Origin of the sequence: Streptomyces sp. NPDC021749 (genome assembly GCF_040640655.1) — a bacterium.
Lineage (GTDB): Bacteria > Actinomycetota > Actinomycetes > Streptomycetales > Streptomycetaceae > Streptomyces.
Window position 1 is genome coordinate 79,291 of record NZ_JBFACE010000027.1, and the last position, 22,651, is coordinate 101,941.

Annotated in this window: 22 protein-coding genes; 15 read left to right on the forward strand and 7 right to left on the reverse strand. The window is 72.5% G+C overall.

The features are described from left to right. Window positions 1–67 precede the first annotated feature (67 nt). The 3 genes from AB0G35_RS24745 (at window position 68) to AB0G35_RS24755 (ending at window position 2,448) form a co-directional block, all read left to right on the forward strand. Window positions 68–940: a universal stress protein gene (locus AB0G35_RS24745; RefSeq protein ID WP_360953452.1), complete on the forward strand. Its 873-nt coding sequence runs from the start codon at window positions 68–70 to the stop codon at window positions 938–940. A 61-nt stretch (window positions 941–1,001) separates the two neighbouring features. After that, complete coding sequence (locus AB0G35_RS24750; protein WP_360953455.1) at window positions 1,002–1,496, forward strand: universal stress protein; 495 nt, start codon at window positions 1,002–1,004, stop codon at window positions 1,494–1,496. A gap of 76 nt (window positions 1,497–1,572) precedes the next feature. Beyond that, window positions 1,573–2,448 carry a universal stress protein gene (locus AB0G35_RS24755; protein ID WP_360953548.1) on the forward strand — a complete coding sequence of 292 codons (876 nt, stop codon included), beginning with the start codon at window positions 1,573–1,575 and terminating at the stop codon, window positions 2,446–2,448. A gap of 27 nt (window positions 2,449–2,475) precedes the next feature. On the opposite strand, the gene AB0G35_RS24760 is transcribed toward AB0G35_RS24755, so the two are convergent. The 5 genes from AB0G35_RS24760 to AB0G35_RS24780 all read right to left on the reverse strand — a co-directional run bounded on the left by AB0G35_RS24760 (window position 2,476) and on the right by AB0G35_RS24780 (window position 7,544). Further along, a complete protein-coding gene (locus tag AB0G35_RS24760; protein ID WP_360953458.1) occupies window positions 2,476–4,008 on the reverse strand; it encodes an MFS transporter in 1,533 nt (510 codons plus the stop codon). 307 nt (window positions 4,009–4,315) lie between these two features. Beyond that, window positions 4,316–4,741: an Hsp20/alpha crystallin family protein gene (locus AB0G35_RS24765; RefSeq protein ID WP_360953461.1), complete on the reverse strand. Its 426-nt coding sequence runs from the start codon at window positions 4,739–4,741 to the stop codon at window positions 4,316–4,318. 126 nt (window positions 4,742–4,867) lie between these two features. Then, the gene (locus tag AB0G35_RS24770; protein ID WP_360953464.1) at window positions 4,868–5,740 is read right to left on the reverse strand and encodes an FAD:protein FMN transferase; all 873 of its coding nucleotides are present in this window, start codon (window positions 5,738–5,740) and stop codon (window positions 4,868–4,870) included. Beyond that, window positions 5,733–6,173 carry an FMN-binding protein gene (locus tag AB0G35_RS24775; protein WP_360953467.1) on the reverse strand — a complete coding sequence of 147 codons (441 nt, stop codon included), beginning with the start codon at window positions 6,171–6,173 and terminating at the stop codon, window positions 5,733–5,735. Before AB0G35_RS24775 ends, AB0G35_RS24770 begins: the two co-directional genes overlap by 8 nt. A gap of 9 nt (window positions 6,174–6,182) precedes the next feature. Further along, window positions 6,183–7,544, reverse strand: coding sequence for a ferredoxin reductase family protein (locus tag AB0G35_RS24780; protein ID WP_360953470.1), 1,362 nt, complete (start codon window positions 7,542–7,544; stop codon window positions 6,183–6,185). A gap of 146 nt (window positions 7,545–7,690) precedes the next feature. Here AB0G35_RS24780 and AB0G35_RS24785 point away from each other — a divergent pair, with 146 nt between their 5' ends. The 5 genes from AB0G35_RS24785 to AB0G35_RS24805 all read left to right on the forward strand — a co-directional run bounded on the left by AB0G35_RS24785 (window position 7,691) and on the right by AB0G35_RS24805 (window position 14,258). Then, window positions 7,691–8,422 (forward strand): response regulator transcription factor, encoded by a 732-nt coding sequence (locus AB0G35_RS24785; RefSeq protein WP_360953473.1) that lies wholly within the window; start codon window positions 7,691–7,693, stop codon window positions 8,420–8,422. Continuing rightward, window positions 8,419–9,870: a HAMP domain-containing sensor histidine kinase gene (locus AB0G35_RS24790; protein ID WP_360953476.1), complete on the forward strand. Its 1,452-nt coding sequence runs from the start codon at window positions 8,419–8,421 to the stop codon at window positions 9,868–9,870. Before AB0G35_RS24785 ends, AB0G35_RS24790 begins: the two co-directional genes overlap by 4 nt. Window positions 9,871–9,984: 114 nt before the next feature. Then, entirely contained in the window at window positions 9,985–10,665 is a 681-nt protein-coding gene (locus AB0G35_RS24795) for a CBS domain-containing protein (protein WP_360953479.1), read from the forward strand. A gap of 161 nt (window positions 10,666–10,826) precedes the next feature. After that, a complete protein-coding gene (locus AB0G35_RS24800) occupies window positions 10,827–11,516 on the forward strand; it encodes a CBS domain-containing protein (RefSeq protein WP_360953482.1) in 690 nt (229 codons plus the stop codon). A gap of 42 nt (window positions 11,517–11,558) precedes the next feature. After that, complete coding sequence (locus AB0G35_RS24805; RefSeq protein WP_360953485.1) at window positions 11,559–14,258, forward strand: GNAT family N-acetyltransferase; 2,700 nt, start codon at window positions 11,559–11,561, stop codon at window positions 14,256–14,258. A gap of 60 nt (window positions 14,259–14,318) precedes the next feature. On the opposite strand, the gene AB0G35_RS24810 is transcribed toward AB0G35_RS24805, so the two are convergent. Beyond that, a complete protein-coding gene (locus AB0G35_RS24810) occupies window positions 14,319–14,894 on the reverse strand; it encodes a hypothetical protein (RefSeq protein ID WP_360953488.1) in 576 nt (191 codons plus the stop codon). 192 nt (window positions 14,895–15,086) lie between these two features. Between AB0G35_RS24810 and AB0G35_RS24815 the strand changes: the two genes are divergently transcribed. Then, window positions 15,087–15,791, forward strand: a complete 705-nt coding sequence (locus AB0G35_RS24815; RefSeq protein WP_360953491.1) for a response regulator transcription factor — start codon at window positions 15,087–15,089, stop codon at window positions 15,789–15,791. On the opposite strand, the gene AB0G35_RS24820 is transcribed toward AB0G35_RS24815, so the two are convergent. Further along, window positions 15,785–16,291: a hydrogenase maturation protease gene (locus AB0G35_RS24820; protein ID WP_360953494.1), complete on the reverse strand. Its 507-nt coding sequence runs from the start codon at window positions 16,289–16,291 to the stop codon at window positions 15,785–15,787. The genes AB0G35_RS24815 and AB0G35_RS24820 overlap by 7 nt on opposite strands. 160 nt (window positions 16,292–16,451) lie before the next feature. Here AB0G35_RS24820 and AB0G35_RS24825 point away from each other — a divergent pair, with 160 nt between their 5' ends. The 6 genes from AB0G35_RS24825 to AB0G35_RS24850 all read left to right on the forward strand — a co-directional run bounded on the left by AB0G35_RS24825 (window position 16,452) and on the right by AB0G35_RS24850 (window position 22,642). Then, window positions 16,452–17,630 carry a 4Fe-4S dicluster domain-containing protein gene (locus AB0G35_RS24825; RefSeq protein ID WP_360953551.1) on the forward strand — a complete coding sequence of 393 codons (1,179 nt, stop codon included), beginning with the start codon at window positions 16,452–16,454 and terminating at the stop codon, window positions 17,628–17,630. Further along, window positions 17,627–18,118: a cyclic nucleotide-binding domain-containing protein gene (locus AB0G35_RS24830; RefSeq protein ID WP_360953497.1), complete on the forward strand. Its 492-nt coding sequence runs from the start codon at window positions 17,627–17,629 to the stop codon at window positions 18,116–18,118. Before AB0G35_RS24825 ends, AB0G35_RS24830 begins: the two co-directional genes overlap by 4 nt. Further along, complete coding sequence (locus tag AB0G35_RS24835; RefSeq protein WP_360953500.1) at window positions 18,115–18,939, forward strand: FAD/NAD(P)-binding protein; 825 nt, start codon at window positions 18,115–18,117, stop codon at window positions 18,937–18,939. Before AB0G35_RS24830 ends, AB0G35_RS24835 begins: the two co-directional genes overlap by 4 nt. 1 nt (window position 18,940) lies before the next feature. Further along, on the forward strand, window positions 18,941–19,729 hold the full coding sequence (locus AB0G35_RS24840; protein WP_360953503.1) for an oxidoreductase: 789 nt from the start codon (window positions 18,941–18,943) through the stop codon (window positions 19,727–19,729). Next, the gene (locus tag AB0G35_RS24845) at window positions 19,726–21,096 is read left to right on the forward strand and encodes a nickel-dependent hydrogenase large subunit (RefSeq protein ID WP_360953506.1); all 1,371 of its coding nucleotides are present in this window, start codon (window positions 19,726–19,728) and stop codon (window positions 21,094–21,096) included. Before AB0G35_RS24840 ends, AB0G35_RS24845 begins: the two co-directional genes overlap by 4 nt. 334 nt (window positions 21,097–21,430) lie before the next feature. Beyond that, on the forward strand, window positions 21,431–22,642 hold the full coding sequence (locus AB0G35_RS24850; protein ID WP_360953509.1) for a DUF2993 domain-containing protein: 1,212 nt from the start codon (window positions 21,431–21,433) through the stop codon (window positions 22,640–22,642). Window positions 22,643–22,651 lie beyond the last annotated feature (9 nt).

Genomic DNA, 22,651 nt, shown 5'->3' on the forward strand with positions numbered 1-22,651 from the left:
CCGCGCAGCGGCACGCGCCCCAGCCGGCGCGACCCGTCCGTCACCGCGCTCCGGAAGGAGAGGGAGCATGAGCAGCTACGACGTGCACAACCCGGTGGTGGTGGGGGTTTCCCGGTCGTCGGCGGGACGAAGAGCGGTGGACTGGGCGGCGGATGCCGCGGCCGGACGGGGCATTCCGCTGTGCTTGGTACATGCTCAGGAGTGGCCCGCCGGTGCCGCCCCCAAGGAACGGCGCGACGCGCCCGACCAGGCGTGGGCCTCGCACTTCCGCGCCACCGGACAGTCGCTGCTGGACGACTTCCGGGAGTCCACCGTGCAGCGGCTGCCCGGGCTGCGGATCACCACCCGACTGCTCGACGGCCGTCCGACGTCCGTTCTGCGTGAGGTGGCGGAGGAAGCGTCCCTGCTGGTGGTCGGCGCTCATCGCGTGCCCGGGCCGGGGGAGGCCGTCACCTTCGGCCAGGTCGGGCCGGCCCTCGTGGGGCACCCGCCGTGCCCGGTGGCCCTCGTGCTGGAGCCACGACAGGAGGGAGCCCGGTCCGGGCCCGTCGTGGTGGGCGTGGACGGTTCCCAGGCCTCGGTCCCGGCGGTCGCCTTCGCCTTCGAGCAGGCCGCCGTGTCGGGTGCGGACCTGCGGGCGGTGCAGGTGCGGCGTCCGCGTCACGGCGATTGGCCGGCCGACCTTGAGGAGTCCTACGTCGACATCTCCGAGGCGCTCGCCGGTTGGCAGGAGAAGTATCCGCAGGTCACGGTGCACCAGGCGGTGGTGATGGGCAGTCCGGCCGTTCAGCTGGCCGAGGCGGCCGTGGACGCACGCTGCCTGGTGGTGGGATCGCGGGGGCTGGGCGGCTTCCGGGGGATGGTGCTCGGCTCGACCAGCCGCACGCTCTCCCACCTGGCTCCCGGTCCTCTCGTGGTCGTCCCGCGCGCGGCCGGCTGACGGCGGAACGGGAAGGGTTCCTGGAGCCGGTGACACATCCCTGGCATTGCGGAGGTAAACCATGAACGGCCGACCGAACGGGCCCAAGGAAACCAAGGGAACCAAGGAAACCAAGGAAACCCGTCCCATCGTCGTCGGGGTCGACGGATCGGAGTCGTCCAAAGAGGCCCTGCGGTGGGCGGTACGTCAGGCAGAGCTGACCGACTCCGGCGTCCACGCGGTGATCGCCTGGGAGTATCCGCCGCTCTACGGTTCGATCGGTTGGCTCGACGCGCCGCAGGAACTCGCGGGGAACATGAAGATGTGGGCGGACCAGGCGCTTGACGGCGCCATCCGGGAGGTCGTGAAGGCGGGCGACACCTCGCGGGTCAAGGCCACCGTGGCGTACGGAACGGCCGCGGCAGTGCTGCTGGAGGCGGCTCGGGACGCCTCCCTCCTGGTCGTGGGCAGCCACGGACGTGGTGGCTTCAGCGGAGCACTCCTGGGATCGGTCAGCCAGCACTGTTCCCAGCATGCGCCCTGCCCGGTCGTCGTTGTACGGGGCGAGGCGGACTGAGACCGGGCGGCCGTCGAGCTGCTGCGCGCCGCTCGGAGAGGCGGTGGCTGCCGACGCCGGAGAGGCAGTGGTGACGATGGTGGATTCACTGGTCGTCGGTGTGGACGGATCGGACGCCGGTTTCCGTGCGCTGGACTGGGCAGCCGACGAGGCCGCACTCCATGAAGTGCCACTGCGGCTGGTGTACGCCTCCCGGTGGGAACGCTACGAGGGCACGGTGCTCGCACCGAGCCTCGCCCGCCCCACAGAAGAGGCGCTCGCCGACAACATCGTCGGTGCCGCAGCCGAACGCGCCGGCCTGCGGCACGCGGACCTGGGCATCTCCACTCAGGTTCTGGGCGACGACCCGGAGACCGTGTTGCTGAGGGAGGGCCAGGACGCGTTCGCGGTGGTCGTGGGCTCGCGCGGACGCGGCGCCTTCACCGGCCTGTTGCTCGGATCGGTGGGGCTGGCCGTGGCGGCCCGGGCCCGGTGTCCGGTGATCGTCGTGCGGGGAGACAGAGCGGGCCGGGAAGGGACCCACGGACGCATCCTGCTCGGCATCGGCGATGCGGCCGAAGGGTCGGAAGCCGTCCGGTTCGCCTTCCGGGAGGCCCAGGCCCGTGGCTGCACGCTCGATGCCGTCCGCACGTGGCGCTGCCCCGCGCACGAGACCGCCGACCATCCGCTGCTCGCCGGCGCGCCCGAGCGCTACCACGAGAACCGGGCCTCGGCCCTGCTGGACGAGCGGCTCGCCGAGGAGACCGGTCGGCACCCGGCGGTGCGGGTACGACGTTTCACGGTCGAGGGGGCGGCCCACAAGGTGTTGACCCACCGCTCCGCTGCCGCGGACCTGCTGGTGATCGGAGCGCAACGCCGGCAGAGCCCGGTGGGCTTCCAACTGGGTCGGACGGCACACACCGCCCTGCACCATGCGGAGTGCCCGGTGGCGGTCGTGCCCCAGCCCGCGTGAGTGCCACCGACGAAGCGGCCGTGACACCTACGGCGCGGTCCGGTGCCGTCGTGGCGGGAACAGCAGCGCCGCCAGCGCCAGGAGGAGCGGGAGGAGGCTGACGGTGAGCATGGTGAGCCGCAGGCCGTTGGTGAAGTCGATGTCGAGTTTCAGCCCGGAAGCCTGCCGGAGCAGATTGAGGTCGTAGCCGACGGCGCCCGGACTGTGCGCCATCGCACTGCGTGTGGCGTCCACGGCCTCTGCGGCCCGGGACAGCGACGTGCTGCGGGTCTTGGCGTCGGCGATCCACCGCCGGTGGAAGAAGAAGTTGAAGAGCAGGAGGTAGACGGTGGGGCCGAGCGCGTAGCCGGTCATCCCGAACGCCTGCTGGACGGAGGCCACCGCGCCGGTCTCTCCGGGCGGGGCGTGCGCGAGGACGGTCTCGGACACCGCGGTGGCGGTGACCACCGCGCCGAGGCTGCAGAGCCAGGTGGCCAGCACCAGTACCCAGAGCGCCATCGTGGGGCCGGCGGTGGCCGCCATCAGCAGCGTGCTCGCCACCAGCACCATCAGGCCGGTGATGAGGGCGGGCCGGGGGGTGTACTTGCCGACGAGGTGCCCGGTGAGGATGACGGCACCTGCGACCACCAGCGTGCCGGGCAGATACAGCAGCCCGATCGTGCGCGGCGGCAGCGCCAGGATCACGCTGCCGAACTGTCCCAGGGAGAAACTGAATCCGGCGGCGAGGAAGTTCATCGTCAGGTTGGCCAGCACGGCCACGGTGAACGGGGCGCTGCGGAACAACGTCAGGTTCACGGCGGGCTGTGCCGTCCGGCGCTCGTGGAGCACGAACAGCCCGAGGGCAGCCGCGCTGAGCACCAACGGCAGCCATGCCTGGGGCCGGGAGATGCCGTTCTGCACCTCGGCCATGCCGTGGACGAGGGCCAGCAGCGCGAAACCGACCAGGCAGACGCCGACGAGGTCGAGTCTGCGACGCTGCTCGGCGGCGGGCTCCCGCACGTACCGGGCCGTCAGGCCGAGGGCGCCCAGCGACATCAGGGGAGCGACGAGGAACAGCCACCGCCAGCCGACGGCCTCCGCCACCCAGCCGCCGATCGCGGGCATCACCCCGCACAGCAGCATCTCGGTGGCCATGAAGATGCCGATGGCCTGCGGCCGCCTCTCCGCCGGCACCGACACCTTCAGCAGGGCCAGCGACACCCCCACCAGTGCCGCCAGCACCAGGCCGGCGAGGAGGCGCATCGCGAGCAGGAATCCGTAGTTGGGCGAGAGCGCGGTGAGCAGGTTGACGACGACATCGCCGACGAGTCCCACCATCAGCAGCCGCTTGAGTCCGAAGGCGTCCCCGAGGCTGCCCACGGCCAGGACGGCGGCGGCCACCACCAGCGTCGCCGCTCCTCCCAGGACCCCGATGACCTGGGGCGGCACGTGGAGGGCCCGGCTGATCTGCGGCAGGTTCAGGCTGAGCACGAGCGGGTCGACGACCGTGACCGTGAAGGCCAGGGACAGCCCGAGGACCACGGGGAGGACCGTCGAAGAGGGCCGCGACCCAACCGTCACGCCGCAGCACCTCCCGTACGCCTGTCCCGACGACCGACGGTAACCCGGCCACCGGCTCCCGCCGGCGTGACCTGGCCAACGCGCCCGGCACGCCCATCCGGTCAGTCCCGTCCGGACGATCCCGCGCATGGCTCACGACGCCGGCCCACTCGTCGTGGGTCCTGAGCCTGCCGTCCGCGGTCAGTGCCAGGGCGTCGATGCCCGCCGCCCGCAGCGGGTGTTCCACTTCGGCCACGAGCACCTGGGACTCGGTCAGGAGACGAGGCGAAGGGCCGGGTCCTTCGGGTAGCGACGCCAGGCAACGGGCTCAGGTGGTGATCTCTATGTGTTGGGGCTTGGCGGCCTGCACCTTGGGAACGGTGACGGTCAGCACGCCGTCGGTCAGATTCGCCGTGACCGCATCGGTTTTGACGTCGGCCGGCAGCAGCGTCCGGTACTCGAACCGGCCGGTCCGCCGGGTGGTGCGGCGCAGCACGCCCTCACGCTCGCACTGCCGGTATTCGCCGGTGATCGACAGGTCCCGGTTGCCGATCTCCACGTCGATGTCTTCGCGCTTCACGCCGGGCAGCTCGGCCTCGACGACGTAGGCGTCATCGGTTTCGTGGATGTCGGCCAGCGGTGCCCAGTTCCCTTCGGAGCCCGCTGCGGGGAGGGTGCCGGCGGTCTCCAGCAACTGCCCCATCCGGCTGTAGAGGTCGTCGAACTCCGAGGCGATCGTGGACCCCCAATTCATGGCTGGGAAGGCTCGCTCCAGCATGCTTCCGGGGCGGTATCGGGATGGCATGTTCACTGTGCTCACCTCCGGGTGGGCGGGTGGTGTGAGCGGTGTCTCCATGCTGCACGCCCGGCCCTTGACCGGCTACTCGGCGCCGCCCGGGCCGTCCACGGCTCCCGTACCTCCCCGCGCCCGGTGCCCTTCCGGGGCCTGGCCGTGCGGCCCGTGGCGCCTCGCCCCGCGGTCGGCACCCGCGCAGGAGATCCCCGGGAAGCCCGGTGTGCGCCAGATTTCTTCGTCACCTGTTACGGCGAGGCCCTCGTAACCGTCGAGCCCTTCCAGCCAGTCCTGCGCCCCCGCGCCCATGGCGAACGCCGCCGTGGCGTAGGCGTCGGTGAGGGTCAGGCCGGGGCCGACCACGGTGACCGATGCGGGGCCGGCCGCCGGGGCGCCGGTGCGGGGGTCCAGGATGTGGGGGCCCCGCTCGGCGCCGCCGGAGGTGGCGACGGCCAGGTCGCGGCCGGTGACGACGGCGCACAGTTCCCCCGGACGCAGCGGATGGGCGATCCCCACGCGCCAGGGGACCCCGGGCGCGGCCTCCCCGCTGAGCTGGAGGTCGCCGCCGCCGTTCACACACGTGTGGTGGGCGCCGGCCGCCCGCAGGAGCCGTCCGGCGCGTTCGACCGCCCACCCCTTCACCAGCCCGGACGGGTCGAGGGTGCCGCCCGGCGTGGCACTGAACCAGCCACTGGTGGCGCGCCCCACCTGCGCGCACAGGTCGAGGACCTCGCGTACCTCCGCGGGGCAGTCGTCGAGTCCGATCTCGCCGCGGGCGAGCCGGCTGACGGCGCTGTCGGAGCGGTAGGTCGAGAAGACCTCGTCCACGTGGTGGAGCCAGCCGACGGCGTCGTGCACGGCGGCTTCGATGGCGGGGGTGGGGGCGTCGCGGACGTCGAAGGAGAACACCGTGCCCATCGCCCGCTCGACGTGGCGCAGGCCGCGCCGGGACTCAGACACCGGCCCGGTCCAGGGCACTCTGCAGGGACCGGACGTATCCGGCACTGGTGTAGCTGGCGCCGGACACGGCGTCGATGTGGGCGCTGTGCGCGCTCAGTGCCTCCTGCGTCAGGCGCGGCAGGGCGTAGGCGGCGATCTCACGGTCGCGACCGTTCTCGGACGGCGCGTGCAGCACCTTGACGGCGGTCAGCAGGCCGTGCGAGACGGTGGCGGCGACCTGCACGGTGCCGTAGCGGGTGCTGATCGGGGCACCGGTGTAGGTGCCGTCGGCCGGATGGTTGCCCTGGGACGGGTGTCCGGAGGGCGTCGGGGCCGGTGCGACACCCGCCTGGGCCGGGTCGCCGGCCGGTCCGGCGGGCTGGTGGGGTTTGAGGGAGAGCAGGAGGACGACCAGCGCGCTGGTCGACACTGCGGTCAGAACGGCTCGGCGCACAGCGGCTCCTCAGAACTCGAACGACTCGTGGTGGATGTGGCGTCGGGGTATGCCGGCACCGCGCAGCGCACGCCGGGCCGCGGCGGTCATGCCGGGCGGACCGCACAGGTACACCTCGTGCGCGGACAGGTCCGGCACCAGCCGGCTCAGCGCGCGGGCCGTCAGCGGCGCGGAGTACGCGGCGGGTTCGTCGACGGCATAGTGGACGGCCGCACCGCGGGCCGCGGCGATCGCATCGAGCTCGGTGCGCAGCGCGAGGTCCTCGGGGCGCCGTGCCCGGTAGATGAGCGTGACCTGCCCGGGGAGGGTTTCGAAGAGCGCCCGCAGAGGGGTGATGCCCACGCCGCCCGCGAGCAGCAGCACCTTGGAGCGCCGCCGCCGTGCCTCGGTGAAGGCGCCGTACGGTCCTTCGGCCCACACCCGGGTGCCGGGCCGCAGCCGTGCCAGGGCAGCGCTGTGGCCGCCGGCCTCCTTCACCGTGATGCGCAGGTGGTGGGGGAGCGGCGGCGCGGAGAGCGAGTAGGGGTTGGCGGTCCACCACAGGCCCGGTGCCAGGAACCGCCAGCGGAAGAACTGGCCCGGCCGGGCGCCGAGTTCCGGCAGCCGGTTGCCCGTGAGGTGTACGGAGACCACGCCGGGTGCCTCCGGGCGGACCTCGGTGACCCGCAGGCGGTGGCGCAGGGCACGTCGTACCGGAGCGACGAAGCGGTACCAGACGATCAGGGCTGCCACCGCCGCGTACAGGGCGTACCAGCCGAGCTGGGCGGGCCGGCGGCCCACGAAGTCGGCGCCGTTGGAGAGCTGATGGCCGAAGGCGAGGAAGATCGCCAGGTAGGTGGCGAAATGGAGGTAGTGCCAGGTCTCGTAGCTCATCCGGCGGCGCGCGTACCGCGCGGAGACGGCCCCGGTGCCCACGAGCAGCAGGAAGCCCGCGGTGGCCTTGAGCATGTCCGGGTAGTCGAGGACGAGCGTGGTCGTCTCGTGCAGGACCCCGGACCGTGAGGTGAGGGTGTAGCCCCAGAGGATCAGCAGGGTGTGGGCGAGCACCAGCGAGACGGTGTAGCGGCCGCCCGCGGCATGCCAGCGCGCCAGACGGTCGGTGCCCAGGGTGTGGTCGAGCAGGGGCACGCGTGCCATGAGCGCGACCAGCACCGCGCAGGCGTACCCGGCCAGCAGACCGGTGATCCGGCCGGCACCGGTCAGCCACCCCGCCGTTCCCACGACCGACGCCGTACCGGTCCACCACAGGGCCAGCACGCCGGCCGCCCCTGCCCAGATGAGGAAGTGCGCGAGCACAGGTGCCAGGGACGGCGGTCGCCGGGGCGGGGCGCTGCCGGTGGTGGTACGGCGGGTGGTGGAGACGGTGCTCATGGAGGCTTCCCTTCCGTGATCGGCGCCAGCGTGCCAGCGGAAGCTCTGAAGACCCTCTGAGCGGCAGGACCCGGGACTGATTCACAGGAAACTCAGAGCCGGCTCATACCTCCGCCCACCACCGGGCGAGGGATGCTGGAGTCACCATGCACACTCACCGCACCCCCGCCCCGCCGCACGCCGGTGCTTCGCCGGTGCGCGTCCTGGTGGTCGACGACGAGCCGGACCTCACCGAGGTGCTGTCCGGCGCCCTGGCGGGCGAGGGCTGGGAGGTCCGCAGCGCCGCCGACGGCGGCTCCGCGCTCGCCGTCGCCCGGACCTTCCGCCCGCACGCCGTCGTCCTGGACTGGATGCTGCCCGACCTGGACGGCCTCCAGGTGCTGCGCCTGCTGCGGGCGGAACTGCACACGGTCTGCGTCCTCTTCCTCACCGCACGTGATGCCGTCGAGGACCGCATCGCCGGCATCACCGCGGGCGGCGACGACTACGTGACCAAGCCGTTCAGCCTGGAAGAGGTGCTGGCACGGCTGCGCGGGCTGCTGCGCCGGGCCGGCATGGCACCCCGGCCGGACGGCGACCGGCTGGTCGTCGGGGACCTCGTGATGGACGAGGAAGCACGGGAGGTGCTCCGCGGCGGCGAGCTCGTCGAGCTGTCCCGCACCGAGTTCGAGCTGCTCCGCTTCCTGATGCGCAACCCCCGGCGGGTACTGTCCAAGGCACAGATCCTCGACCGCGTCTGGTCCTACGACTTCGGCGGCCGGTCACACGTCGTCGAGCTCTACATCAGCTACCTGCGCAAGAAGATCGACGCCGGCCGGGCCCCGATGATCCACACCGTGCGAGGCGTCGGATACGTCCTCAAGCCGGAGCCCGCATGAGGCGGCTCGTCCCCCGTACGCTGCGCAGCCAGCTCACGGCCGGTCTGGTCGCCCTGCTGGCGCTGGCCTGCCTGGCGGTCGGCATCACCACAGTCGTCGCGCTCGAAGGGTTCCTGGTGAGCCGCCTGGACCAGCAACTCTCCGCTTCCGCCGGGCGGTTCGCGGTGAGCCTGGAGCACGAGGCCCGGCCGGACGCCGACAACCGGCCGGACACCCGCGGCCAGTCCGACGGCACCTTCGGCGCCAGGCTGCTGCACGGCACCCCCACCCAGGCGGCCGTCGTACGGGACCAGACGGACGCCGCGGTGCCGCTGTCCGCAGCGGACCGCCGCGCGTTGGCGGCCCTGCCCGTCGACGGTTCCGGACACAGCATCCGGCTGGCCACACTGGGGCGGTACCGCGTCAATGCGGTACCGGGCGACGACCGCGACGTCCTGATCACGGGGCTGCCGCTGCACCCGGTCGAGGAAACGGTGCACCGGCTGGAGGCCGTGGAAGCCGCGGTGTTCGGCGGGGCGCTGGTGGTCACCGGCGTCCTGGGCGCGCTGTGGGTACGGCTTTCGCTACGGCCCCTGCGGCGCGTCACCACCACGGCCGCGCGGGTCGCCGAGCTGCCGCTGGCCAGCGGTGAGGTGGCGATGCCGGCGCCGGTGCCGGTCGCCGACCCGCGTACCGAGGTCGGCCAGGTGGGGACCGCCCTCAACCGGATGCTCGGCCACGTCGGCAACGCACTGGAGCGCCGCCACGCGAGCGAGAACCGGCTGCGGCACTTCGCCGCCGATGCCAGCCATGAGCTGCGCACCCCCGTGGCAAACGTCCGAGGGCATGCCGAACTCGCCCTCCGGCACAAGGGGCCGGTACCCGGCGAGATCCGGCGCTCACTGGAACGCATCCAGGCCGAGTCGGAGCGCATGAGCCGGCTGGTGGACGACCTGTTGCTGCTCGCCCGCCTCGACGCCGGCCGTGCGCTGGAACGCAAGCCGGTGGATCTGACGCGGCTCGTGCTCGACGCGGTCGAGGACGCGCGGGCGGTCGGGCCGCGTCACCGGTGGCTGCTCGACCTCCCCGAGACGGCCGTGACCATGACGGGCGACGAACACCGCCTGCAGCAGGTGCTCGGCAATCTGCTCGCCAACGCCCGGACGCACACCCCACCGGGGACCGCCGTGACGGTGCGACTCGCCACCGACGACCGCGGCGTCCGGCTGATGGTCCTGGACGACGGACCCGGCGTGCCCCAGGAGATCCAGCCGGACGTCTTCGGGCGGTTCATCCGCATCGACCACAGCCGCTCGCGCGCGGCCGGCGGCACCGGGCTGGGGCTCGCCATCGTGGAGGCCGTCGTCACCGCACACCACGGACGGGTTGCCCTGACCAGCCGCCCCGGGCACACGGAGTTCACCGTGACCTTCCCCCCGTCACCTTCCGCTTCCACGCCGCCCCGATGACGTGCGCCCAGTCCTCGAAGAGGCCGCGGAAGGGGCCGGGCGGCCCCTGCCCGGCCAGGCCCCCTGCGCCCACTCTGGAGGTGTCATGACGGCCGCGGGAACCGAGGAGGCACCATGCCGAACACCCCGCACCTCGTCAGGGACGTGATGACCAGGACCGTGGCCGCGGTCGATCGGGAGGCGCGGTTCAAGGAGATCGTCGAGGCGATGGAGCGCTGGAAGGTCAGCGCGCTGCCCGTCCTGGCGGGGGAGGGGCGGGTGGTCGGGGTGGTCTCCGAGGCCGATCTGCTGCCCAAGGAGGGGTTCCGGGAGTCGGACCCCGACCGTCTTGAACAGCTGAGGCAGGTCGACGACGTACGGAGGGCGGAGGCGGTCACGGCCGGGGAGCTGATGACCAGCCCGGCCCACACCGTGCGCGCCGATGCCACGCTCTCCCGGGCCGCACGGATCATGGCGCGCGAGTCCGTCAAACGGTTGCCGGTGGTGGACGGACGGGGAGTGCTGTGTGGCATCGTCAGCCGCGCCGACCTGCTGAAGGTCTTCCTGCGCACGGACGAGGACCTGGCGGAGGAAATCCGCCGGGACGTCGTCGGCGCGCTGTTCACGGCACCGGCCAGGGATTTGCAGGTCACGGTCACCGAGGGCGTCGTCACGCTCAGCGGCCGGATCCGGGACACCTCCCTCGTACCCGTGATCGCACGCCTGGTCCGGGCGGTCGAGGGAGTCGTGGACGTGACGTTCGACGTGACCGCCCCGCGGTCCGCGTGGCCCGGGCCGCCGGTGGCGGGCCGGTGAACCTGCTCGCAGGCGCCTGGGTGCGGCGACGGCATGGCCGTTCGACCCCCTGCCCCTTCCGCGGGGGTAGGGCCGGACGGCCCCTGCCCTGGGCGGCCGGCGCACTGCAGGCTGGAGAGGTGGTCACGAGCGCATCGCGGCCGCCCCGCCGAGGAGGCGTCATGGAGCACACTCCCCACACCGTCAGCGATGTGATGACCCAGACCGTGGTCGCGGTCGGGCAGGAAGCACGCTTCAAGGAGATCGTCGAGACCATGGAGCAGTGGAAGGTCAGCGCGCTGCCCGTGCTTGCCGGGGAAGGCCGGGTGGTCGGGGTGGTCTCCGAGGCCGATCTGCTGCCCAAGGAGGAGTTCCGGGAGAGCGACCCGGACGCTTCCGAGCAGCTGCGGCGGCCGGGCGAGGTACGCAAGGCCGGTGCCCTGACGGCGGGGGAGCTCATGACCGCGCCCGCCCTGACGGTGCATGCCGGTGACACCGTTGCCCAGGCGGCGCGGACGATGGCCCGCAAGTCCGTCAAGCGGCTGCCCGTGGTCGACGCCACGGGGATGCTGCAGGGCATCGTCAGCCGCTCCGACCTGCTGAAGGTGTTCCTGCGCTCCGACGAGGACCTGGCGGCGGAAGTACGCGCGGAGATCGTCGGCCGGCTCTTTCCCGGAACGCCGGACGAGGTGGCGGTCAGCGTCACCGACGGGGTGGTCACCCTCAGGGGACCGGTCCCCGACCGGGCACTGATGGCCGTGGCGGCCCGCCTGGTGCGGGCGGTCGAGGGAGTCGTGGACGTGACGTTCGAGCTGACCGGACCCGCTCAGGTTCCCACGCCGGACGAGCCGACGACGCGGCCGCGCTCCTGAGCCTCGGTCGCCCGCCGCAGGCACCTTCCGGAGGCCGGCACCGTGACACCCACCCCCTCGCGCGCGGGCGAGGTCTGCGCCCTGCTCACCGACGGGAGCACGATCGCACTGCGCCCGGCGCGCCCGGAGGACCGCGGGCAGGTGCTCCGTCTCTACGGCGAGATGTCCGCCGACAACCTGCGCAGCCGGTTCTTCGCGGTGAGCCGCCGCGCCGGTGAGCAGGCCGCCGATCGGGTCTGTGCGCCCGCTCGCCCCGGGCACCGTACGCTGCTCGCCTTTCACGGCGACCGCCTGGTCGGCGTCGCCGAGTACGAGACCACCGGCGATCCCGCGACAGCCGAAATCGCCCTGGCGGTCGCCGACGACTTCCACCACCGCGGCGTGGGCACCCTGATGCTGGAACACCTCGTCAACGTGGCACGCGAGAACGGGGTCGAGGTCTTCACCGCCGACGTACTCGCCGACAACCACCTCATACACCGGGTCTTCGAAGACCTCGGACTGCGGGTCACCCGTCAGTACGACGGCACCACCGTGCGCGGCGTCATCCGGCTCGTGCCGGACGAGCGCTATCTCTCGGCGGTGGACGTCCGCGGCCGCACCGCCGGCACCGCGAGCCTGCGGCCGCTGCTGCGCCCCCGGTCCGTCGCCGTCATAGGAGCCGGCACGAGGCCGGGATCGGTAGGGCGGGCGATACTCCACAACCTGCGGGAGGCGCACTTCGCCGGGCGCCTCAACGCCGTCAATCCGCATGCGCACGCCGTGTTGAGGGTCCCGGCGTACGCGTCCGTCGCAAAGCTCCCGCAGCCTCCGGACCTCGCCGTCCTCGCCATACCCGCCGCAGCGGTTCCGGAGGCCGCGGCCCAGTGCGGCAGAGCGGGCGTCGGAGCGCTGGTGGTGGTGACGTCCGGACTCGACGCGGGTCAGACCGCGGAGCTGACGGCTGCCTGCCGCCACTGGGGAATGCGGCTGGTGGGCCCCCACTGCCTGGGCATCGCCAACACCGAAGAGCCGGTCCGGATGAACGCGACCTTCGCGGTCACCGCACCGCTGCCGGGCACCGCCGGGGTCGCCGTGCAGTCCGGCGGGGTCGGTATCGCACTCCTCGACGGCCTCGCACATCTGGGCATCGGCATTTCCAGCTTCGTTTCGCTCGGTGACAAGCGCGACGTGAGCAGCAACGACATGCTGCAGTGGTGGGAGTGCGACGGCCGCACCGAGCTGGGTCTTTTGCACCTGGAGTCGTTCGGCAACCCTCGCGCCTTCTCCCGTACGGCCCGGCGCGTCGCCCGTCGCATGCCGTTGCTGACGGTCGACGCCGGGCGCTCGGAGGCCGGCCGCCGGGCCGCCGCCTCGCACACCGCGGCCGCGGCGACCCCGACCATGACCCGTCGGGCGCTGTTCGCCCAGGCGGGCATCACCGCCACCCGCACCCTCGGCGAACTGCTGGACGCTGCCGCGCTGCTGCACTCCCAGCCGCTGCCCGCGGGCGGACGGGTCGCCGTGGTCTCCAACGCCGGCGGCGCGGGAGTGCTCGCCGCGGACGCATGTGCGGACGCGGGCCTGACCGTCCCCGAACTGCCACCGGGCCTGGCCGGCGAGCTGCTCGCCATGCTTCCCCGCGGCGCGCGGGCCGCGAACCCCGTCGACCTCACCCCGGCGGTGACCGTGCAGACCCTGCGCGAGTGCCTGGACCGGACAGAGCGGTCCGCGGCAGCGGATGCCGTCCTGCTCGCCCTGGTACCGACCGCACTTGCCTCGGCGGTGGGCGCCGACCTCGTCACCGCCCTGACGGGCCCGGTGCCGAAGGAGCCCGGGCACCTGCCCGTCGTGGCGGTCCGGCTCGACCAGAGGGAACGCGTCCGGCTCCTCCGCACGGACGACGGACGGACCGTGCCCTCCTACGGCGAACCGCAGTCCGCGGCTCGGGCGCTCTTCCACGCCGTCGAACGCGCCCGCTGGCTGGCCAGGCCGGAGGGCATCGTCCCGGAGTCGGCCGGCATCGACGCCCCGCGGGCCCGCGCCCTCGTGGAAGCGTTCCTCGGGCGGGCCCCGGCCGACGGGTGGCTGGACGCGCGGGAGACCGAGCAGCTCCTTGCCTGCTACGCGATTCCCTGTCTGCCGCAGGCGTGCGCCCGCACCGAGCAGCAGACGGTGGAAGCCGCCACGAGGCTCGCAGCGCCCGACGGGGGCGTGGTGCTGAAGGCTCAGGGACCCGGCCTCGCGCACAAGACCGAGCGGGGTGCCGTCCTTCTCGATCTGCACGGTGAGCAGCAGGTCCGTGCCGCTTACCGGGACCTGACCACCCGTCTCGGCGCGGCCGTGACCGGAGTCCTGGTCCAGCCGATGGCCGCCCGCGGAACGGAGTTGCTGGCCGGCGTCGTCCAGGACGAAGTCTTCGGCGCCCTGGTCGTCTTCGGGCTCGGCGGTACCACCAGCGAGCTGCTCGCCGACCACGCCGCGCGGCTCGCCCCGCTCACCGACACCGACATCCGCGAACTGCTCGTCGCCCCGCGCTGCGCGCCTGTGCTGTTCGGCTACCGAGGCGGTCAGCCGGCCGATGTCGGTGGCCTGGAGGATTTGCTGGCACGCCTCTCGCGGATGGCCGACGACCTCCCCGAACTCGCCGAAGCGGAGTGCAATCCCGTCATCGCCAGGCCGGACGGCATCACCGTGGTGGACGCCCGGGTACGCCTGCTGCCGCGCCACGCCCGTGACCCGTATCTGCGCCGGCTTCCGTGAGGCCCGGAGATCTGAGGTGGGCACGGGGGGAGACGAACCCCGACGGGTCGTGTGCCGCGTTCAAGGCTGCCGGGGTCGCCAGGCGGAGTCTGCCGCCGACCAGTCCTTCTCCCACTGGGCGTAGCGGCGACGGTTCAGCAGGACGCTCCCGGCCTTGTTCGCGCCGAGGAGGAGCAGAGCGGTACCGGAAGCGGTGACGATACCGACCGCGATGCCCTGGACGACGGCGTCTCCGGACGTCACCGGAGTGCGCACCAGGGAGCCGTGCCGGTCGAGCCAGGCGGTGGTCCGATCGCCCGCACGCAGGCCCTGTGCCACGGCCGTCTCTCCCGTTCGTACCGTGCCGCTTGAGGTCGTCCATCGCACGGTGGCCAGGACGCGACCGCCTGGATTGTCCGAGGAGTTCAGACCGATGCGAGCGGGCGGATCCGCCGTGAGCGTGGCGGACACGCTCTTCCAGCCGTGGCTCTCGGGCCGGACCGCGGCATTCACCGCACCGGCGGCCATGATGCCGGCGGCCGGCGGCAGAACGGCCAGCAGCACCGCGGTGACCAGGAGCATCCATGCCTCGGCCACGTCGGTGCCGCGCTTGAGCGGATTGCGCAGCCACAACCGGCGGATCGTCTGCAGGGGCATGACCCACCCCTTTCGCCTGTACCTCGACCGTGGCACACCTGACGCGCTCAGGTGAGGGCCGAACGGCCCCACCGGAAGGCGGGTCGCGGCCCTCGGCCCGTGACGGACGGGTCCCTTCAGCGCTCGCGCGCCCGCCCGGGACGCTTCACGATGAGTGGTAGGCAGGCCTGAGGCCGGCATCCGGAGGGCACCTTGACCGAGGCAGGAAGATTCTCAGCGCGGCGGCCGATCCGGGTCTTCGTGCTCGATGACCATGAGGTGGTCCGGCGCGGTGTGCAGGACCTGCTCGATGCCGAACCGGACATCGAGGTGGTCGGTGACGCCGGTACGGCGGAACGTGCGCTCGCCCGGTGTCCCGCAGTCCGCCCCGACGTGGCGGTCCTGGACGTGCGGCTGCCGGACGGTGACGGGGTCTCCGTCTGCCGGGAGCTGCGCTCGCGCATGCCGGGCCTGGCCTGTCTGATGCTCACCTGTTTCGACGACGACGACGCGCTGCTCGACGCGATCATGGCCGGTGCGGCCGGTTACGTGCTGAAGGAGATCAAGGGAGGAGACCTCGTCGCCGCCGTACGGACCGTCGCCTCGGGACGTTCGATGCTGGATCCGGCGACGACGATGCGGTTGATGAGTACCTTGCGCGGCGCGGAGACCGAGCCGGAAGCGGACGCGCTGGCCGCTCTCACCGCGCGGGAGCGGGAGATTCTCGGTCTCATCGGCGAGGGGCTGACCAATCACGAGATCGGCAAGCGGCTCTACCTGTCCGAGAAAACCGTCAAGAACCACGTCTCCCGCCTGCTGGCCAAGCTCGGTGTGGAGCGACGCATCCAGGCGGCCGTCCTCGTGAGCCAGACAGGGGCACCGTCGGTCGGCCGACATCAGGGCGCCGGGGATCACTGACCGGACCCGAAGTGCCGTAGAAGGTCCTCCTCGATGCGCTGGGCGAGCGGTTCCACGGCAGCCGCGACCTGCGGCGACATCCGGGTGCCGAGGCCGGTGTCGGTGGCTTCGACGGCGTAGACGAGCAGCTCTTCCGGAAGCCGGTCCAGTGCGCGGGCGAGGCGGAGGGTCGCGTCCAGGGGGAAGCCGTGCGAGCCGGCCTCTCCGTGGGGGGTGGACGGCAATTCACCGGGGAACCGGAGGCGGTGCACGCGCCCGGGCCGGGCCGGGCGCGCGTGCGCGGCGTCCACGAGGATGGCCAGCCGGACGTCGCCCCACGCGCTGATCAGGCGCGCCGGATCGCCATCGGTACAGGTGAGCCCGACGCCGCGCGGGAGCGGCCGCCGCTTCCCCCGTCGAGCGAGGCAGGCCACGACCGCCCATCCGACGCCGTCGTCGCGGCGGTACTCGTTCCCGACCCCGATGACGGTGGCCCGTGCGACGCAGGGGGATGCATCCATGGCGTGATGCTCTCCCGGCCACGGCCCACCAGCCCTTCGAACGTCGTGACCGGCCGCCCGGCCAGGCCCGTCCGGGCGACGGAGGGGCCCGTATGGGGCAGCACCGGGACCCGTCGGCCCGGGTTTCGGGAAGAGCGCCGCACACAATGGCCGCGTGGGCATGATCCATGCCGGAAGGCGGGCGATGACGGGCGACGGAACCACCGCGGTGATCGGCACGGACGGTCTGGACGCGCTGATCCGCGTCCTCGCCGCCCGGGGCCGGACGGTCATCGGACCGACTGTGCGCGAGGGGGCGATCGTGCTGGCCGAAGTCGCCGGCGGCGACGACCTGCCGTACGGCTGGGGCGTCGAGCTGGAGGCCGGGCACTACCGGCTGCGCCCGCGCGAGGACGGTGCGGTCTTCGCGCACAGTGCGGGGCCGCAGTCCTGGAAGACGTTTTTGCACCCGCAGCGGGAACGGCAGTGGACCGCGGACCGGCAGGCCGACGGGGCGCTGGTCGTCACCGAGGACGAACCGGCACCCCCGTCGTACGCCTTCCTCGGGGTGCGGCCCTGCGACCTGCGGGCCATCGGCGTGCAGGACCGGGTGCTGGCCGGTGGCCCGCACGTCGACAGCCGCTACCGCGCGCGGCGGGAACGCGCCTTCCTGGTGGCCGCGGAATGCACGGAACCGGGCGCCACCTGTTTCTGCACGTCCATGGGGACGGGGCCGGCCGCGGACGGCGGATACGACCTGGCCCTGACCGAGGTGGTGGCGGACGGCGACCACCGGTTCTGGGTCCGGGCCGGCAGTGACGACGGCGCTGCGGTGCTGGCCGATCTGCCGCGCCGGCCCGCGGACGAGGAGACCGAGTCGACGGCCCGGCAGAGTGTCGCGGCGGCGGCGGGCCGCATGGGGCGCAGCATGCCGCCGGTGGACCTGCAGTCGCTGATGCGTGAGACCTTGCACGCGGACCGCTGGAACGATGTCGCCTCGCGTTGCCTGACCTGCGGCAACTGCACCATGGCCTGCCCGACCTGCTTCTGCACCACTGCCGAGGACGTCACCGACCTGACCGGGGACCACGCCGAGCGCTGGCGGCGCTGGGAGTCCTGCTTCGACCTGGAGTTCTCGCACCTGCCCGGCGGGCCCGTACGGCAGTCCGGCCGCAGCCGCTACCGGCAGTGGGCCACCCACAAACTCGGTACCTGGTACGACCAGTTCGGCAGCTCCGGCTGTGTCGGCTGCGGCCGGTGCATCGTCTGGTGCCCGGTCGGCATCGACATCACCGAGGAGGCGCACGCCCTCAACGCGGAGCGCGCGGCGGGCGCGGGACCGGACGAGGTGTCCTCATGACGGCGGAAGGGCACGGCACGCGCGGCATCCTCGGCGCCCTGCCGCCCGAACACCGCGCACGGCTGCTCGGCTTCGCCCATGACGTCTCCTTCCCCCCGGGGTACCGGATCTTCGACGAGGGCGGCACCGCCGACCGCTTCTGGATCATCCGAGCCGGACTGGTGGCCCTCGACGTGTACGAGCCGGGCTCCGGCCCGGCCGTCGTGGAGACCCTCGGCGAGGGTGAACTGCTGGGCTGGTCCTGGCTGTTCGATCCCTACCGGTGGCACCTGGGGGCCCGGACACGGGGTGAGGTGCGGGCGTACGAGTTCGACGCGCACCAGGTACGGGCCGCGATCGATGCGGACCCGGCCTTCGGCCTGGCCGTCACCCGGTGCGTGGCGGCGGTGGCGATCGGCCGACGCTTAAGAGCCGCGCGTACCCGCCTCCTGGACCTGTACGGGCCGCCCGGCCGCAAGGCTCCCACGGCTCACGGGGAGACACCGTGACATCCGCCCGGCCGGCCCTGACTCCCTTCCCCTACCGGGTGGTCGGACGTACGGAGGAGACCTCCGACACCGCCGAGATCGTTCTGGAACCGGTGGCAAGCGCACTGCCGCCGTTCCGCCCCGGGCAGTTCGCGATGGTGTACGCCTTCGGAGTCGGCGACATTCCGCTCTCGCTGAGCGGCATCGGAGGGAGTCGGCTGACCCACACCGTCCGTGCCGTCGGAGCGGTCTCCGGTGCCCTGCACCGCCTGCGGCCCGGTGAGACGGTCGGCGTGCGCGGGCCGCTGGGCACCGGCTGGGACCTGCCCACCGCCGCCGGGCAGGACCTGGTGATCGTGGCCGGCGGTCTCGGCCTGGCGCCGCTGCGACCGTTGGTGCGGGACGTGCTCGCCCGGCCGCACGGGTACGGCCGGCTGAACGTCCTGATCGGGGCCCGCACCCCTGCCGACCTCGTGTGCGCGCGGGACATCGACGGCTGGCGGACGGCCGGTGCCCGGGCCCAGGTCACCGTCGACCGCCCCGACGACACCTGGCAGGGCGACGTGGGTGTGGTGGCCACCCTCCTCGACCGGGTGGAGTTCGACGTCACCAACGCGACGGCCTTCCTCTGCGGCCCGGAAGTGATGATGCGGGCCACCGCCCGCGACCTCGTCCACCGAGGACTCGCTCCCGAGCGGATCCGGGTGTCCCTGGAACGCACCATGCACTGCGGCACCGGTCACTGCGGCCACTGCCAGCTCGGCCCGTTGCTCTTGTGCCGGGACGGGCCCGTCGTCACCTGGGCCCAGGCCGAAACCCTCCTTTCCGTAAGGGAGTTGTGACATGGAGCCCCCGTCCGACCGGCGTCCGCAGCTCGGCGTGTGGAAGTTCGCTTCCTGCGACGGCTGCCAGCTCACCCTGCTCGACTGCGAGGACGAACTCCTCGGCATCGCCGGGCGGGTGGAGATCACCCACTTCCTGGAGGCATCCAGCGCCCCCGGCCCGGGGCCCTACGACCTGTCGTTGGTCGAAGGCTCGGTCACCACCGCGCAGGACGCCCGGCGAATCCAGCAGATCCGGGCCGCCTCCCGCCGCCTGGTCACCATCGGCGCCTGCGCCACCGCGGGCGGCGTCCAGGCGCTCCGCAACTACGCCGACGTTGCCGAGTTCCAGGCCGCGGTCTACGCCCGTCCCGACTACATCGACACCCTCGCCACCTCCACGCCCATCAGCGCCCATGTCCCCGTCGACCTCGAACTCCGCGGCTGCCCCATCGACCGTGGCCAGCTCGTCGAGGTCATCACCGCCTACCTCGCCGGCCGGACGCCCGACGTGCCGGCGCACAGCGTGTGCTTCGAGTGCAAGCGGCGCGGCACCGTCTGTGTGACGGTCGCGCACGGCACGCCCTGCCTGGGCCCCGTCACCCACGCCGGCTGCGGCGCACTGTGCCCCGCGTACGGCCGGGGCTGCTACGGCTGCTTCGGCCCGTCGTACTCGACGAACTTCGGCTCGTTCATCCCGCTGCTGCGGAGGGACGGAATGGACACCCTGGACGTGGTACGGGTGCTGAGCACCTTCAACACCGCAGCACCGGAGTTCGAGGCGGCCGCACGGAAGGAGCTCACCGAGTGAGCCCCCGGGAAACGAAGCTGCTGCGGGTGGAATCCCTCGCCCGGGTCGAGGGCCAGGGCGCGCTGCATCTGCGTCTCCAGGACGGCGAGGTGGCCGAGGCGCTGCTGAAGATCTACGAACCGCCGCGTTTCTTCGAGGCATTCCTGCGCGGGCGCTCCTACACGGAACCCCCCGACATCACCTCCCGGGTGTGCGGAATCTGCCCGGTCGCCTACCAGATGAGCGCCTGCCGCGCGATCGAGAACGCCTGCGGCACCGTGGTGGACGGGCAGCTGGCCGCCCTGCGCCGACTGCTCTACTGCGGTGAGTGGATCGAAAGCCAGACCCTGCACATCTATCTGCTGCACGCCCCCGACTTCCTCGGCGCCGACAGCGTCATCGACCTCGCCCGCACCCACCGCGCCCACGTCGAGCGGGGCCTCGCACTCAAGCAGACCGGCAACGCCCTCATGGAACTGCTCGGCGGCCGCGCCATCCACCCCGTCAACGTGCGCCTCGGCGGATTCCACAGCGTGCCGACCAGGTCGGAGCTGCGGCCCCTCGCGGAGCGGCTCAAGCGGGCCCGGGAGGACGCCGAGGCGACCGTGCGCTGGGTGGCCGGCTTCGATTTCCCGAACGCCGGGCTCGACGACGAACTGTTCGCTCTCGCCGAACCCGGCACCTACGCCATCGACTCCGGCACCCCCACCGCCATGGCCGCCCCCGGCACCGCCGGTCTGCCCCCGGACAGCGACCGCGCCCTGCCCACCCGCACCTTCCCCCTGCCCGAGTTCCCCGACCACGTCGTGGAAACCCAGGTACCGCACTCCACCGCCCTGTACTCCCGGCTCGACGGGAACCGCCACCTCACCGGGACGCTCGCCCGCTACGCGATCAGCGGCCGCTGGCTGCCCCCTGAAGTGCTGCAGGCCGCCCGGGAGGCCGGACTCGGTGACCCGCGCGAGGGCACCGTGTGCCGCAACCCGTTCCGCAGCATCATCGTCCGCGCCGTCGAGGTCCTCTACGCGGTCGGCGAGGCGCTGCGCCTCATCGACGCCTACGAGCCCCCACCGCGCCCGTATGTCGACGTGCCCGCGCGGGCGGGCACCGGCCACGGTGCGACGGAGGCCCCCCGCGGCCTCCTCTACCACCGCTACACCCTGGACACGGACGGCACCGTCACCGAGGCCGCCCTCGTCCCGCCGACCGCGCAGAACCAGGCCGCGATCGAACAGGACCTGCGTCGCGCGGTGCAGGAACGCCTCGACGCGGGCCCTGCTCCCACCGACGCCGAGTTGACGGCCCTGTGCGAACGGACGATCCGCAATCACGATCCATGCATCTCCTGCTCCACCCACTTCCTCGATCTGACCGTGGCACGCGACTGAGCGGTACCAGGGGCAGGAATCCGACGTCGCCGCGACGAGACGGCGGCGGGCGCCTCGTGCTGGTCCGGGCCGGCCTGGTCTCTACGACGACGGGTGGGTGACCTTTCCTTCGGGCGACTGCTGAGGGAAGGCGCGGCGGTAGTCGACGACATGAACTCGGGGCACGGCCCACGGTCGTGTCCGGGGCCTGCCCGCCCCATGTCTTGGCACGCGGAGGCGTGCCAAGACCCGCCGCTTCTTTCCGTGCACCACTTGGTTCGAGTGCCTGGGCTGTGGTCGCATGGTGGCGATGCTCTTCAACGAACCTTCCGCAGACCCCAAGGCGCGGGTACCGGTGAGCCGTGCTGCTCAGGACGGCCCGAACCCAGACCGCCAGTGCCCGGACGAGCCGTCGGCCCAGAGCGGTCAAGAGCCGGACGCCTCGTCGGCCCAGGGCCACACCGCCGGCGCCAACTCCGGTACCGGCAACGGCAGAGCCACCGCCGCCGACACTGGCACGGACTCGGCCACGGCCACCGGCCCCGGCCTCAGCGTCGGCCCGGCTGGAGCCACCTCCGCAGCCGACGCAGGCACTGACAACCCGAGCATCGGCGACGAGAAGGAGCGCCCGCGGGCCGAGCGCAGGCCGCGGCGGATCGTGCGAAGGACCGCGAAGGTGGCCGTCGCGCTGGCCGTCGTTCTTGCGTTTCTGGCGCTGGGGGACCGGTGGGCCGTGCTCTACGCGGAGAACAGGGCGGCGCAGCAGGTGCAGCAGGCGCTGAAGCTGCACGCCGAGCCCGAGGTGCACATCGACAGCTTCCCGTTCATCGGGCAGGTGCTCGCGGGCAATATCGACCACGTCGAGGCCGATGTCCCCGACGTCGACGCCGGGAAGCTCTCCGTCGCCCAGGTGGAAGCGACGGCGGACGGCATCCGGATCGTCGGCAGCCTGCCGTCCTCGGTCAAGGGCGCGGTGCTGAGCCGGGTGCGCGGTGACGTCCTGCTGGACTTCACGGACCTGAACCGCGAAGTCGGCGCGTCGCAGATCCACTTGACGCCCGGCCCCGAGAAGAACACCGTGCTGGCCGACGGCGCTCTGCCGGTGGGCGACAAGCGGGCCCAGATCCGGGGGCGTGCGCAGTTGCGGCGCACCGGGGACCGCGGCCTGCGCATGACCGTGCAGGACACCCGCGTGGTGCTGCCAGGCCTGCTCACCTACGTACCGGGCAAGGGCGGCGGCTTGCAGCTGACGGCACCCGTCGCCGACAAGATGGACGAGGGCGAGCTGCAACAGGCGACCGGGAAGCGCGTCCTTCCGCAGCAGATGATGAAGGGCCGCGTACTGGACACGCTCGTGGACCATCCGTCGCTGCTCAGGCCCACCGGCATCGACCCCTCGCTCGTCCAGGCCCTCCAGAAGCTCCGGGAACCGAAGGTCGCGCAGCAGATGGAGTTCTCCGTGCAGCTGCCGGACAGCCTGCCGGGTGACATTCGGCTGCGCGACGTCTCCGTGACGAAGGACGGCATTCGGGCGCGGCTGACCGGCAAGGACGTACCGGTGGGCTAGCGAGCTCGT